The sequence below is a fragment of the Pseudomonas sp. dw_358 genome, from assembly GCF_018449655.1.
Classification (GTDB): Bacteria; Pseudomonadota; Gammaproteobacteria; order Pseudomonadales; family Pseudomonadaceae; genus Aquipseudomonas.
In genome coordinates, this window is the sequence record NZ_JAAVUX010000022.1 from 26,750 (window position 1) to 40,903 (window position 14,154).

The 14,154-nt window shown below is 64.8% G+C and carries 14 protein-coding genes; 3 read left to right on the forward strand and 11 right to left on the reverse strand.

Annotated features, from left to right (window positions below; all coding sequences use genetic code 11):
• Positions 1-69 precede the first annotated feature (69 nt).
• A complete protein-coding gene (locus HB675_RS23305; protein ID WP_213881567.1) occupies positions 70-621 on the forward strand; it encodes a sterol desaturase family protein in 552 nt (183 codons plus the stop codon).
• On the opposite strand, the gene crtB is transcribed toward HB675_RS23305, so the two are convergent.
• From crtB to fni, 5 genes are read right to left on the reverse strand one after another with little or no spacing between them, the layout of a single operon-like run.
• Positions 551-1,495, reverse strand: a complete 945-nt coding sequence (gene crtB / locus HB675_RS23310; RefSeq protein WP_213881515.1) for a 15-cis-phytoene synthase CrtB — start codon at positions 1,493-1,495, stop codon at positions 551-553. The genes HB675_RS23305 and crtB overlap by 71 nt on opposite strands.
• Entirely contained in the window at positions 1,492-2,982 is a 1,491-nt protein-coding gene (locus HB675_RS23315) for a phytoene desaturase (protein WP_213881516.1), read from the reverse strand. The genes crtB and HB675_RS23315 overlap by 4 nt, the downstream gene beginning before the upstream one ends.
• Positions 2,979-4,151 carry a lycopene beta-cyclase CrtY gene (gene crtY, locus HB675_RS23320; protein WP_213881517.1) on the reverse strand — a complete coding sequence of 391 codons (1,173 nt, stop codon included), beginning with the start codon at positions 4,149-4,151 and terminating at the stop codon, positions 2,979-2,981. Before crtY ends, HB675_RS23315 begins: the two co-directional genes overlap by 4 nt.
• Positions 4,148-5,422 (reverse strand): glycosyltransferase, encoded by a 1,275-nt coding sequence (locus tag HB675_RS23325; RefSeq protein ID WP_213881518.1) that lies wholly within the window; start codon positions 5,420-5,422, stop codon positions 4,148-4,150. Before HB675_RS23325 ends, crtY begins: the two co-directional genes overlap by 4 nt.
• The gene (fni, locus tag HB675_RS23330) at positions 5,419-6,468 is read right to left on the reverse strand and encodes a type 2 isopentenyl-diphosphate Delta-isomerase (protein WP_213881519.1); all 1,050 of its coding nucleotides are present in this window, start codon (positions 6,466-6,468) and stop codon (positions 5,419-5,421) included. Before fni ends, HB675_RS23325 begins: the two co-directional genes overlap by 4 nt.
• Before the next feature lie 180 nt (positions 6,469-6,648).
• Here fni and HB675_RS23335 point away from each other — a divergent pair, with 180 nt between their 5' ends.
• The gene (locus tag HB675_RS23335) at positions 6,649-7,527 is read left to right on the forward strand and encodes a polyprenyl synthetase family protein (RefSeq protein WP_213881520.1); all 879 of its coding nucleotides are present in this window, start codon (positions 6,649-6,651) and stop codon (positions 7,525-7,527) included.
• Between the two features lie 39 nt (positions 7,528-7,566).
• On the opposite strand, the gene HB675_RS23340 is transcribed toward HB675_RS23335, so the two are convergent.
• Entirely contained in the window at positions 7,567-8,025 is a 459-nt protein-coding gene (locus HB675_RS23340; protein WP_213881521.1) for a hypothetical protein, read from the reverse strand.
• A gap of 65 nt (positions 8,026-8,090) precedes the next feature.
• Positions 8,091-9,650, reverse strand: coding sequence for a sensor domain-containing diguanylate cyclase (locus HB675_RS23345; protein ID WP_213881522.1), 1,560 nt, complete (start codon positions 9,648-9,650; stop codon positions 8,091-8,093).
• Between the two features lie 157 nt (positions 9,651-9,807).
• On the opposite strand from HB675_RS23345, the gene HB675_RS26100 reads away from it, so the two are divergent.
• Complete coding sequence (locus HB675_RS26100) at positions 9,808-11,121, forward strand: PAS domain-containing methyl-accepting chemotaxis protein (RefSeq protein WP_213881523.1); 1,314 nt, start codon at positions 9,808-9,810, stop codon at positions 11,119-11,121.
• Here HB675_RS26100 and HB675_RS23355 read toward each other — a convergent pair.
• From HB675_RS23355 to ycaC, 4 genes are all read right to left on the reverse strand, one after another.
• Complete coding sequence (locus HB675_RS23355) at positions 11,084-11,383, reverse strand: hypothetical protein (protein WP_213881524.1); 300 nt, start codon at positions 11,381-11,383, stop codon at positions 11,084-11,086. The genes HB675_RS26100 and HB675_RS23355 overlap by 38 nt on opposite strands.
• Before the next feature lie 144 nt (positions 11,384-11,527).
• Positions 11,528-12,478, reverse strand: a complete 951-nt coding sequence (locus HB675_RS23360; RefSeq protein WP_213881525.1) for a GlxA family transcriptional regulator — start codon at positions 12,476-12,478, stop codon at positions 11,528-11,530.
• 48 nt (positions 12,479-12,526) lie between these two features.
• Complete coding sequence (locus tag HB675_RS23365) at positions 12,527-13,426, reverse strand: LysR family transcriptional regulator (RefSeq protein WP_213881526.1); 900 nt, start codon at positions 13,424-13,426, stop codon at positions 12,527-12,529.
• A gap of 104 nt (positions 13,427-13,530) precedes the next feature.
• Complete coding sequence (ycaC, locus tag HB675_RS23370; RefSeq protein WP_213881527.1) at positions 13,531-14,154, reverse strand: isochorismate family cysteine hydrolase YcaC; 624 nt, start codon at positions 14,152-14,154, stop codon at positions 13,531-13,533.

Sequence of the window (14,154 nt, forward strand, 5' to 3'; positions counted from 1 at the left end):
CCCGGCTGTTTTGCCCACCGCAAAACTTGCCCCTTGTTCCAGGGTCCAAATCAAGTCTTCCTCCAAGGCCTGCCCATGCTCGTCGACACCCTCATCTTCCTCACCACCCTGACCCTCATGGAAGGCTTCGCCTGGTGGGCGCATAAGTATGTGATGCATGGGTGGGGCTGGGGTTGGCATCGCTCCCATCACGAGCCGCACGCAGGCTGGTTCGAAAAGAACGATCTGTATGCGCTGGTGTTCGCCGGGGTGGCGATCCTGTTGATCTGGCTCGGCACGAACGGGATGCACCCGCTGGAATGGGTCGGCGCGGGCATGACCGGCTACGGTCTTCTGTATTTTCTGGTGCATGACGGCCTGGTGCACAAGCGCTGGCCCTTGCGCCACGTGCCGCGCCGCGGCTACCTCAAGCGGCTCTACCAGGCCCACCGCATGCACCATGCCGTGGATGGCAAGGAGCGGTGCGTGTCCTTCGGCTTTCTTTACGCGCCGTCCGCCGAGCAACTCAAGCGCGAGTTGCGCGACCTACACGGCGGGCCACTACGCCGCACTAACGAGGGCGTTGCCACAACTGCTCAGGACGCGGCGGCCAGGTCGCACCCCGAGCGCTCAAAGCCGTGAGACCGCCTTGCAGCACCAGCCGCAGCTTGTCCAGCGACGAGGTGGACACCCGTGTATCCCAGGCCTTGGCCCCCAGCCGGTCGACGCGCACGCCGATCTGCCGGTAGACATTGCGCGCCGTACCCACCGCCCATGCCGAACGCAGCGGCAGTTGGGCCAACCCGGCATTGGCACTCTGATAATACGGTTCGGCCAGCGCCACCAGCCGTCGCGCCAACACTGCAAGCACCTCGCGGTTGGCCACTGCGGTCAATTGCTCCGGGGCGATGTACAGCTCGTGCAGCCACTCCCGAGGCAAATAGCAGCGCCCCATGTCGGCATCTTCGACAATATCGCGGGCTATATTGGTTAACTGGAAGGCAATGCCCAGATCGCAGGCGCGGTCCAGTGTCGCCTCGTCCTTCACGCCCATGACCCGGGCCATCATCAAACCCACTACGCCCGCCACGTGGTAGCAGTAACGCAGGGTGTCATCCAGGGTCTGATAGATATGCCCCTGCACATCCATGGCAAAACCTGCCAAGTGATCCAGGGCGTCGCGCTGAGGTATCCCGTGGCGCAAGGCAACTTCCTGAAACGCCGCGAACGCCGGATCGCTCATGGCTTGACCGGCATAGGCGGCACGGGTCCTGTCGTACAGCTGGACGAGACGCAGTTGATGCTCCTCACTGTCCAGTGCCACGGCCGCGAAACCCAACTGCTGGCCGTCGATGACATCATCGCAATGCCGGCACCAGGCGTACAGCATCAAGGCGCTGCGCCGGGTGACAGGGTCGAACAAGCGTGCGGCGGCGGCGAAACTCTTCGAGCCGACCGCGATGGTCTTTTTGGCGTGATCGAACAGGCCCTGATCGGCCGAGGTGGATGAACTCATGGCTGACTGTCCTTGAGCATGAGGCCGGCGGTGGCCTTGGCGGAACCGATGACACCGGGCACTCCGGCTCCCGGATGGGTGCCCGCGCCCACCAGATACAGGTTGGGCACGCGGGCGTCACGGTTGTGCGGGCGAAACCAGGCACTTTGGGTGAGGATCGGCTCCAGTGAAAACGCCGAGCCGAGGTGAGCATTGAGCTGCTCGCGAAAATCCAGCGGGGTGAACACCCGGCTCGTCACCAAATGCTCGCGCAGGCCCGGCATGTAGCGCTGCTCCAAATAGTCGAACAGGCGCTCGCGGTAACGCGGCCCCTCCTCTTCCCAGTCCACCTCGGCGTTGCCCAGATGAGGCACGGGCGACAGCACGTAATGACTGGAACAGCCGACGGGCGCCAGGCTCGGGTCTGTGACACAGGGCGCGTGCAGGTAAAGGGAAAAATCGGTGGCCAGGCCCGGCCCTTTGAAAATCTCGTCGATCAGCCCGCGGTAGCGCGCGCCGAAACATACGGTGTGGTGCTGCAACTGCGGCTGCGGCCGGTCGAGGCCGAAATGCAGGACGAACAGCGAGTTGCTGAAGCGCTGTTTGCGCAACCGTGCGCCTTCCTGTTGGCCACGGGGATGCTCCCCCAGCAACTGCGCATAGGTGTGCACCACATCGGCATTGGAGGCCAACTGATCGCAGGCGAACTCGCGGCCATCCCGCACGCGCACGCTGCTGACCCGCCCCGACTGCAGCGCAATGTGCGCCACCTCGGCGTTCAACTCCAGGCGGCCGCCGAGGTCCTCGAACAGCCGGACCAGCCCGCGCACCAACGCCCCGGTCCCACCCTTGGGAAACCACACCCCCCAACGCCGCTCCAGCGCGTGAATCAAGGTGTAGATGGACGAGGTCGCAAAAGGGTTGCCCCCCACCAGCAATGAGTGAAAGGAAAACGCCTGGCGCAGTTTCTCGTTCTGGATGAAGCGCGAGACCATGCCATAGACGCTTTTCCACGCCTGCAACCGCGCCAGTTGCGGCCCGGCCTGGAGCATGTCGCGGATGGACAGGAACGGTACCGCGCCGAGCTTCAGGTAGCCCTCCTCGAACACCGCCCTGGAGTAGGCCAGAAAGCGTTGATAACCGGCGACATCGGCCGGGTTGAGGGCATGAATCTGCCGGTCCAGTACCGCCTGGTCGTTGACGTAGTCGAAGGTGCTGCCATCCTCCCAGCACAAGCGGTAGAACGGCGCCACCGGCAGCAGCTCGACGTAGTCGGACATGGGCTTGCCCGCCACCGCGAACAGCTCCTCGATGGCCGACGGGTCGGTGATCACGGTGGGGCCGGCATCGAAGGTGAAGCCCTGATCCTCATAGACATAGGCGCGGCCACCGGGCTTGTCGCGTTTTTCCAGCAGAGTGGTCTGCACTCCCTGGGCTTGCAGGCGGATGGCCAGGGCCAAACCGCCGAAACCGGCGCCAACGACCACAGCGGTACGACTCAAGCTCATGCCGGTCTCTCGAAATGATGGGGAGAAAAACGCAAGGCAGCCGCCACGGCCGCGCCCACAGGAACCGGCGGTTTGCCGGAGACGATGCGCAGCTTGTCCAACAGACCCAGGTGCTCGGCGTAGAAACGCTCGATCAGGCCTTCGGGCAAGCGATAGAAGCGTTGCATGACCTGCCAGCGGTCGGCCGGTTGCCCCGCCAGAAACAGCATGCGGTTGAGCAGCCGATAGAACCGCTGATGCCGCCATTGCCCCAGCGAGCGACGACGCAGGGCTTCGAACAGGCGATCGGCGTCGATCTGCGCAAACTGTCCCAGCCAGCGCGCCAGGCGCACGGCATGGGGCAGCGAGTAACCCGTGGTGCAATGGAACAACCCGGCCCGCAGCCCGGAACGCGGCAGCCCCTCGGCCTCGGCCCAAAACCCGTCAATGTCCCCCGCCAGGGTAATGGGCAGCATGCCTTGTTCCTCGCGCAGCACCTCGGCGATCTCCCAGCCCTGGGCCTGGGCGTAGCGGGCAATGTTGCCGCGCAGGCGTTCGATGGCCAGCGGTTGCTCGTCGATGTAATGGGTGTCTTCGATCAGTACTTGGTGCTCGCTGAAGGGCAGCAGGTAGACAAACCGGTAGCCGTCGGCCTGTTCGACCCGGGCGTCCATGAGGATCGGGCCGCTCAGGCCGTGGGGCTGGCGCAGGCGCAGCATCTGCCCGACGAACGCCTGGCGGCCCAATACCAGCTGTGAGCTGGGCACCGCGCCGCGCCCATCGATGACCGCCCGGGCGTGCAGCACATCGCCGTTGTCCAGCAGCACCTCGCGCGGTGTCAGGCTGGCAATACGGGTCGCCATCATCAGCGTCTTGCCGAGGACCGGGCTCAACACCTCGCTGAACCGCTCGGAAGTGATGCTGGCATAGCCGCTGGGCAGGCGCCGGCTGAAGGTCGGAAAGTGCACTCGGTAGTGGTCCCAGCGCTTGACCACCAGTGGCTCCAGCCAGGCCTGTTCGGCCGCATCGAGGTCATGCTGGTGAAAGGACCAGGTGTGGTTGCCGCCCAAAGTCGCCTGCTCCTCGACCAGCAACACCTTCAACTGCGGCTGGCAACGCCTGAGCTCCCAGGCAATCAGACCGTTGGCCAGGCCGCCGCCGGCGAGAATCACATCGTAATCGCCGCTCATGCCAAGTGCTCCCGGCGGCTGACGGAGCGACATGCGGCCACCGCTTCCACCAGATCAGCGGCGCGCTGCACGCCGCCGGCCGCGGCCAGCGCCGCCGCCAGGCGCTGCAGGGGCTGACGCGGCAGCTCGTGCAAGGCACGCAAGCGGCTGGCCAGCAGGGTCGCGTTGGCCCGACGCCCGACCCGCAAGCCGACAGCGTGGTGGGCCACCCGCGCCGCCACCCCAGGCTGGTCGAACGCGATGGGCATCACCAGCATCGGAGTGGTGTGGGCAATGGCGTCCATCACCGTGTTCAACCCGCCGTGGGTGATCAGCGCATCGGCACGGGCCAGCACGCTTTGCTGCGGGGCAAAATCGGTCACCCAGGTGGCGCCCTCCCTTATCAGGTGACGGGCTTGACCCTGATCAAGACCGCCGCAATGGGCGATCAACAACTGCGCATCCACCTCGCGGCAGGCCCGGGCGATCTGCCGAAACATCGCCAAGCGTCCGCCTTGCAGGGTGCCCAGGCTGGCAAACACCAGCGGGCGCCGGGATTCCACCGGCCAGCCCAGCGGCGCGGCGGCGGCGGAGCTGCGCAACGGCCCCACCTCATGCCAGTGCGGCGGCGGCTCGCGCCGGGGGAAATCGAAACCGGGGAAGGTCTGGCTGATCTGGGCCCAGGGTGACAGGCAATCATGCAGACCGTCGCGCAGCGGCACCTGCAACGTGCGGCAGGCGCGATGCAGCACCTCGCGCAGCGGGCGCATCAGCCAGTCATAGACTTGAGTGCTGCTGGCGTAGAGCTGCTGGTCGAACTCCCGCGTGCCAAAGGCAAACGGCATCACCGCCAGCGGCAAACCCGCTTCGCGATTGACCGGCAACGCACAGGCCAGCGATACGAAGGGCAAACCCGACGCCTCGGCCACCAGGCCACCGGCGGCCTCCATCTGATCGCACAGCAGCAGGTCGACGCCGTGACACTCAAGGGCTGCGGGCAGCTCGGCACACAGCATGGCGCTGGTGCGGCTGAGGTCGGCGATCACCCGACGTACACCCAGCACCCCACCCGGACGGGCCGCACGTTGCAAGACCTGCGTCAGGCTGCCGGGTGGATGGCTGTCGGCACCCAACGTGCAAAAGTTGATGCGTGGATCATAGAGCCAGCGCGCCGCATCGGCCTGATGAAAAAAGGTCACCCGATGACCCCGCTCGATCAACAGCCCGGCCAGCGCCTGCAAGGCCTGGTAATGGCTAAAGAACGGCGGTGCTACCACGGCGAAATGACTCATCCGGTGGCCCGCTCGTTGGGCGGCAGCAGACGCGCGCCGCGCAGAGCGGCCAAATTGGCCGAGCCGGTGCAGAAACAGGTGATCGCCAGTTGGCGGATCACGATGTCGAAATGCTCGATCACCGCCTGAGTCGACAGGGTGGCGCTGTGCAGCACCCCCGCTGCCTGACCGGCGATGTCGGCGCCCAGCCGGATCGCCCGGGCCACGTCGACACCGTCGCGCAGACCGCCTGACGCAATCAAGGGCACCTGCGGCAAGGCCGCGCGAACGGCGGTGATGCACTGGGCTGTGGGGATACCCCAGTCGGCGAAAGCCATGGCCACGGCGCGATCCTCGGGTCGCTCGGCGCGCTCGGCTTCCACCGCCGCCCAACTGGTGCCCCCGGCCCCGGCCACGTCGATCACGTGCACCCCCGCCTCCACCAGTGCCACGGCCACGCTGGCGCAAAGCCCCGCACCGACCTCCTTGGCAACCACCGGCACGCCAAGCTTGGCCACCATGTCGGCGATGGCCTCGAGCACGCCACGCCAATCCCGATCGCCTTCGGGCTGGAGGGCTTCCTGCAGCGGGTTCAGGTGCACGATCAGGGCATCGGCCTGCAGCATGTCCACCGCACGCCGGGCGCTGTCCAGCCCCTGTTTGCCGAGCAACTGCGCGGCCCCCAGATTGGCCAGCAAAGGCACGTCGGGTGCCAGCCGGCGCAGTTCGCGGGTCAGGCCCTGGGCGCTGTCGCCCTGCAGGGCCACCCGCTGCGACCCTACCGCCATGGCAATGCCCAGCGCCTGCGCCGCCTCGGCCAGGTGCCGGTTGATGGCCTCGGCACGCTGGGCCCCGCCAGTCATCGAACTGATCAGCAGCGGCGCGCGCAGCCGGCGCCCCAGCAGCGAGGTGCTCAGGTCGATGTCGCTCAGACGCAACTGTGGCAAGGCACAGTGTTCGAACTGTACCGCAGAGAGACCCGTGCGCGTGTTGCGCAGGGCACGCGCGGGGTCCAGCACGATGTCCAGGTGATCATCCTTGCGGCGGGTCAGGTCGAGCTCGGTCATGGCCGCTCCGAAGGCAGGCGTCGAAGACAGGGAGTCTTTTTGCAATTGCGCGGTCTCTTGTACACGGACCAATAATTTGCATAACTAATGTACAAGAAAACGACTTGCATAAGGCAACCCCGAACGTCAGGCGTTCCCTTGGGGTTGGAGATAAAACACGGATTCGCCACGGGGACGCTCATGACCACACAACTGACCAAGCTGGACCTGACGCAAGCGCGCGAGGACATCGAAGCCCGTCTGGTCCAGCTGCTGCCGGCCATTGGCAACGAACGCGATCTGGTGGCCCAGGCCATGCGCGACTGCACCCTGGCGCCGGGTAAACGCATGCGCCCGCTATTGCTGCTGCTGGCCGCGCGGGATCTGGGCTGCCAGGACAAGGCGGCGCTGGACATGGCCTGCGCCATCGAGATGGTCCATGCGGCCTCGCTGGTGCTGGACGACATGCCGTGCATGGACGACGCGCAACTGCGGCGCGGCCAGCCCACTACCCACAAGCGCTACGGTGAAGACGTGGCCATTCTCGCCGCGATTGCCCTGCTCAGCCGTGCCTTCGGCGTAGTCGCGGCCGCCGCAGGCATCAGCCCGCTGGTGCGCACCCAACTGGTCGCCACCCTGGCCAATGCCGTGGGCATGCAAGGGCTGGTGCGCGGCCAGTTTGAAGACTTGCGCGAAGGCACCCGCCCTCGCTCGGCCGAAGAGATCAGCCTGACCAACGATCTCAAGACCGGCGTGCTGTTCAGCGCCACGCTGGAAATGGCCTGCCTGCTGGCAGGCGCCGATGAGCCCACGCGCACCGCCCTGCAAGGCTTCGCCCTGGAACTGGGCCAGGCCTTTCAGCTGTACGATGACCTACAGGACAACTGCGCCGACAGCGCCAAGGACCAGGGCAAGGATGCGGGCAAGTCAACCCTTGTCGCATTGCTGGGCGAAGCCTGTGTGCGTCGCCGTCTGACGGCGCATTTGCAGCAGGCGCAGGGGTTTCTGGGGCAGGTGTTCGCCGAGGAACAGCCGATCAGCGGGTATGTGCGGGGGGTTTTTCGGCGGGTGATGGGGTGAGATGGGTGGGGCTTCGAAGGTTTCATCACGGCCCACCGCCTAAGGCCGCAACCCCTCCAAAGCCGCCGCCAACTGGCCTGCATCGCTGAATTTCTGCTGCTTCACCACCTGCCCATCCTTCAACTCCAGCCACTGTACCGTTTCGCGGTCACCGTCATAACGCGGGGCGACGCGACCGGTCTGGTCCAGCAGAATGCGGTAGTTGGCCGAGCGCATGGCCGGGACGGCAAACGCCTTGGCGATGGCGGGCATTTTCTCGATGTCGGCGACATAGACCGTATGGCGGGCTTCCAGGTAACCGGCCGGGCGGTTTTCCAATGCCGCGTTCACCAGTTTGGCCGTGGACATGCTGCGCGCTACCAGCAACACGCGCGCCTGGTCGTCCAGGGTATAGGCCTTGTCGAACTGGTCCAGCAGGGTCCAGGGAGCGACGGGCGTTTCGGCGGCGCCGGCGGCGCAGGACAGCAGACTCAGCAGCAGGAAGGTGCAGCGCTTCATGGGATGGGCCCGGCAAAAAAAGATGCCAAACCATAGCGGTTTGACCGCTGGAGCACCAGCCTCGCTCAATTGCGCGTGGGCAGCTTGACCACTGACGCCGAAGGTCGGTCGGCCTCCTGGCAAATGCGGTTACGGCCATTCTGCTTGGCCAGGTAAAGCGCCCCATCGGCCGCTTCCAGCAGGCCCAGGGCAGTGGTGGCCTCACTGCGCTGTATCGCGTGCACACCGCCACTGAGGGTAACCCGGCCCAACAGACTGGCCCGGTGCGGCAGGGCCGCCTCGCTCACCGCGAAGCGCACCTGCTCGGCCACGGCCAGGGCGCCGGCAATGTCCGTGTCGGGCAACAGCACCACGAACTCTTCGCCGCCGTAGCGTGCCACCACGTCAGCGGGACGGCGCACGTTGGCCTTGATCAGCTCGGCCACCTGACGCAGGCAATCGTCACCGGCCACGTGGCCGTAGGTGTCGTTGTATTGCTTGAACAGGTCGATGTCGAACAGCGCCACCGCCAGCGAGGTGCGGTTGCGCATCGCCCTGGCGAACTCCACCTGCAGCGCCGCATCGAATCGGCGGCGGTTGGCAAGGCCCGTCAGGCTGTCGGACTGGGCCAGGGACTCGAGAATCTGATAGGCATCGGCCAGTTTCTCCTTGGCCCGCTCGGCGCGGCCGAACTGGCGATACAGCAGTGACCCGAGCAGGCACAGGGCGACGATCACCCCGCTCACCAGCAAGGTGTCGCGGTAGGCATCCATCCGCCAGTCGCCGAGGATCGACTCGCGAGACAATCCTGCCGCCACCACCAGCGGAAAATGCTCGGAGTCCGTATACCCATACAGGCGTTGCACACCGTCCACCACCGAGGTCACCATCGCCGTGCCTTGATGGGACATCGGCAGGTACTTGCTGAAAATCTCGCCCTTGATGAGCGTCGAGGTCTGGCTCGAGGTGCCCGCCGGGCGGCGGACCAGGATCGTGCCATCACGCATCGCCAGAAAGATCACGCCCTTGTCATCCAGTGACAGACGATTGAAGAAGCTCTCGAAATAACTCACCGGAATGGTCGCCAGTACCACGCCGGCGAAACTGCCGTCCGGGTTCTCCAGGCGTCGGCTGACAGGAATGATGGCATCGCCCGTGGTGCGGCTCATCACCACCGGGCTGATGTGCACCTGGGTCCCTGGATGATCACGATGGTAGATGAAGTAGTTGCGGTCGCCGTTGTTGGGGTGGTCGCCGCGCTCACCGAACGAGGTGGCCATCCAGTTGCCCTGGGCGTCGTATACGAACAAGCCCTGCAGGCCTTCCTGCGCCAGCACATGGCGGCGCATCAACCGGCTCAGCCGAGCCTGCTGGGCCGGGGCCAGGCCGTCTTCGGCCACCCGCTCGGAGAGTTCGATCAGCACATTATCGGCCTGATGCATCGCGTCTTCGGCCTGGCGATCGATGGAGCTGGCCAGATTGCTCACCGCCACCTCGGCGTTGCGCAGGGCAATGTTGCGCGCCTGCCAGTCCTGCCAGAACGTCGCCGCTACCAGCACCACCGACACCAGCACGATAAAACCCAGTAGCCCCCTGAGGGAGCTGGTGGTGGGCGCGGGACGCATGAACGGTCGAGACGTCGGCATGATAGAAATCTGTCAATAAAGTGGCTCTTGCTTGCTCAATGAAATAACCATGCCAACGGTCGAGACCGATTCGCTGGCGCGGCGATCAACGGTGCATCAAGTTCTCGTCTACATGCCCGATAGCATGGGATCCACTCGCTATCTTCACGGTGTCACCATGTTCAATTCTCGCTCCAAACAAGAACTGGCCGCCTTGCGCGCCGAGGTGCATCAATTGCGCCAGGCCACGCAGGGCGTACGTGAAGAGCTGCTCCTGCTGACTCTCGACAGTCAGCAGCGCATCGAATCGTGCAACAGCAAATTCCTCCAGGCCATGGGCTACAGCGAGTCGGCGCTGATCGGACGATCGGTCGATGACCTGGTGCCGCCTTACGTCAAACAATTGAGCTGCTACCGCAACCTGCAAGCCTCGATCAAGAATGGCGGCCATGTCAGCGACCTATACCGGCTGATTGGCGTCGATGGCAACGAAGTCTGGCTGCGAGGCATGTGGAACACCTTCAAGGACCTCGATGGCCGCATCAGCAGCACCGAATTCACCTGCATGGATGTCACCTCCGCCGTGGTGGCGGCCAAGGAGAACTCGGGCTTGATCGGCGCCCTGCTGCGCTCCACCGCCGTGATCGAATTCAACCTCAAGGGTGAAGTCATCACCGCCAACGACCGCTTCCTGCAAGCCATGGGCTACTCGCTGAATCAGATCGTCGGCAAGCACCACAGCCTGTTCTGCACCCCGGAAGAAGCCAGCTCGCCGGCCTACCGCGATTTCTGGGCCACCCTCAACCGCGGTGAGTTCGTTGCCAATCGTTTCAAGCGCCTGGACAGCCGCGGCAATGTGGTGTGGCTGGAGGCGTCCTACAACCCGGTGCACAACACCCGTGACCAACTCTACAAAGTGGTCAAGTTCGCCACCTTGGTCACCGACCAGGTCAACCGCGAAGAAGAAGTCAGCGAAGCGGCCAACATCGCGTTCAGCATCTCCCAGCGCACCGACCTCAGCGCCCAGCGCGGCGCTGGCGTGGTCAGCGACACCGTGCAGACCATGCGCCGCATTGCCTTGGAAATGGAATCCGCTTCCCAAGGCATCGAAGCCCTGGGCAAACAGTCACTGTTGATCAGCTCCATCGTCCAGACCATCGGCGGCATCGCCCAGCAGACCAACCTGCTGGCGCTGAACGCCGCCATCGAAGCGGCCCGGGCCGGTGAACAGGGCCGTGGCTTTGCCGTGGTCGCCGACGAAGTGCGGCAGTTGGCCGGGCGCACCAGCGCGGCCACCGAAGAAATCATGGGCGTGGTGCAACAGAACCAGAAACTGGCCGACGAAGCCGTCAAGGGCATGGCCAACAGCCGCGGCCAGGCTGAGCAAGGCCTGGAGTTGGCCAACCAGGCCGGCGAAGTGATCGTGGAAATCCAGGACGGCGCCAAACAGGTGGTCAGCGCTGTCGGGCAGTTCGCCAGTCACCTGGGCTGATGCCAGCGGAACCGGTGGTGCCCAGTTGCAGCAGCAGCGCCGCCAGTTCCTGGAACGGGTAACGATGCTCGTCGTTACCCGGGCACGCCCCACGGTGCAGGAACGGCTCGGCGCCCTGACGGGTGGTCTGGCTGGCCTGACAACGACTGCAGGTCAACTGCCCACGGGCCAGGGACCAGCGCAAGCTCCAGTACGCCACGCGGTCGCAGGGGTTGACGCTATCGCTCAAGGCTGACGCGATTTCATCCATCACGCCATTCATCGACCCGCTCTTCAACCTGGTACCGGGCATCTCCCACCTCCCACTTTTTTATCGTAGGCCTAGCATGGCAGGCGCCGATGGGCGTTGCAGCGCGCAAAGCGGAACCAGACGGACAAGGGCGTGACCGATTCGGCCCTCGCCGGTTCAGCCGAACTGTTGACGATATTGCGTAGGGCTCAGACCCAGGCGTTCGCCGAACAGAAAACGCATGTGCCGTACACTTCCAAAACCACTGCGCCAGGCCACGGTCTTGAGCGGCAGGTCACTGCTTTCCAAGAGCTTGCGGGCGCGGTCGATGCGCGCATTCTGCAAGAACTCCATGGGCGTCATCCCTGCCTCGCGGGCAAATACCCGGCTGAAATGCCGCGTGCTCATGGCCGCCAGCCCCGCCAGCCGCTCAACGCTCAACGCCTCTTCCAGGTGGTCGAGCATGAACGTCTGCACCCGCGCCATGGCCGTGTCCTGAGCCGCCATGGAAGCCACCAGCGGGCTGAACTGGGCCTGCCCGCCCTGCCGGGTCATGATCACCAGCAACACCTTGGCCACGTCCAGCGCGACACTGCGGCCATGGTCCTCGGCGACGATGGACAAGGCCAGGTCGATACCTGCCGTCACCCCGCCGGAGCTGATCAGTTTGCGGTCGTGCACATAGATCTGGTCGGTGCCGACCGACGCCTTGGGAAAGGCCTGGGTCAGGCGCTCGGTATAGTGCCAGTGCGTGGTCACCTGATGGCCGTCCAGCAAACCGGCATGGCCGAGAATGAACGCCCCGGTGCAGATCGAGCCATAACGGCGGCTCTGCTCGGCGGCGGCATTGAGCCACGGCAGCAGTTCGCTGTGCAGTCCTGTATAGGCTCCCGGCCCTCCGGGCACCAACACCAGGTCATTGTGGGTCGGTGCCTCGTCGAGCAGGTAATCGCTGTGCACCGTGATGCCGTTGGAGGCCCGCACGCGCTGTTCGACGGCGCTGACGGTGATGATGCGGTAATGCTGGCCGGCAGCCAGGTAGCGGTTGGCGATGGAAAACACTTCCACAGGTCCGGCCATGTCCAGCAGGAGGAAGTCGGGATACAGGACAACGGCGACGGTCTTCATCGAGACTTCCGATCGGGACGTAGCCGGGGATTATAGGCACAAATCTGCCTAGCCCACCGGATTCAACGCCTCGCGCAAAAACTCCACCAACGCCTGTACCGGCCGTGAGCTTTGCCGGTGTTGCGGGTAAACCGCCGACAGGGTCAGGGGCTCGGTGGCGTATTCATCCAGCACGCTGACCAGGCGGCCGTCTTTCAACGCCGTCCCGACGATGAACACCGGCAAGTAGGCAATCCCCAGACCGGCGATGGCCGCGTCGCGCAGCAAGTCGCCGTTGTTGGCGCGGATTCGGCCGCTGACGGCCAGGGTCACGGGCTTGCCTTGCCCTTTGGCCGGGTCGCGAAAGCGCCAGTTGACCTGGCGGCTGTGGCCGTAGGGCAGGCAATCGTGCTGTTGCAGGTCTTGCGGGTGCAACGGGCGGCCGCGGCTGGCCAGGTAGGCCGGGCTGCAGCAATAGACCCGAGGGATGGCCGCCAGGCGACGGGCGATCAGGGTCGAGTCTTCGAGGATGCCGATGCGCAGCACCAGGTCGTAGCCTTCGCTGATCAGGTCGACGGAGCGGTCGCTGAGGTCGACTTCGACGGTGACGTCGGGATAGCGCTGGAGAAAGGCTGGCAGCAGGCTGCCCAGATGGACCACGGCAAAGGACAGCGGCGCACTCAAACGGATGGTGCCGCGCGGCTGGCTGTTCTGACCACTGATGCCCTGCTCCACCTGCACCACCTCAGCCAGCAGACGCACCGCCGATTCATAGTAGTCCTGGCCCAGCGGGGTGACGTCGAGGCGCCGGGTAGAGCGATTGAGCAGGCGCACGCCGAGGCGTTCTTCGAGAAGCATCAGGCGGCGACTGACGTATTGCTTGGACAGTCCCAACTGCTCGGCGGCGGCGGTGAAACTGCCGGACTCCATGACCTGGGCAAACAGGCGCATGTCTTCAAACGCATTCATTGTCACTTCCCGGTGGACAAAAGATCCTTATAGCACCTTGTGAAGCAGGCGCCCCTGCAGGACCGAGCTTGCTCGGTCCTGCAGGGAATCGCGTCGTGGCACAATCAGCCTTTGCTTACGGCCGCATAGCTGTTCATCAGGTTGCGGTAGTTCGGCAGGCGGTTGGACAAGAGGTTGCCCAGGCCTTCGATGTCGTTGCGCCAGTCAACCTGCAGTTCACAGGCCACGGCAAACCAGTTCATCAGGTGCGCACCGGCAGCACTCATGCGCGCCCAGGCGGCTTGCTGCACGGTCTTGTCGAAGGTGCCGGAGGCATCGGTCACCACGAACACGTCAAAGCCTTCGGCCAGCGCCGACAGGGTCGGGAACGCCACACAGACGTCGGTGACCACACCGGCAATGATCAGCTGCTTGCGCCCGGTGGCCTTCACCGCCTCGACGAAATCGCTGTTGTCCCAGGCGTTGATCTGGCCAGGCCGCGGGATGTACGGCGCGTCCGGGAACATCTGCTTGAGCTCGGGCACCATCGGGCCGTTGGGGCCGTGTTCGAAGCTCGTGGTGAGGATGGTCGGCAGGTTGAAGAACTTCGCGCAATCGGCCAGGGCCAGCACGTTGTTCTTGAACTCGTTGGGGGTGAAGTCCTGCACCAGCGAGATCAGGCCGGCCTGGTGATCGACCAGCAGGACAACGGCTTCATCTTTGTTCAGACGCTTGTAGGGAGTGCTCAT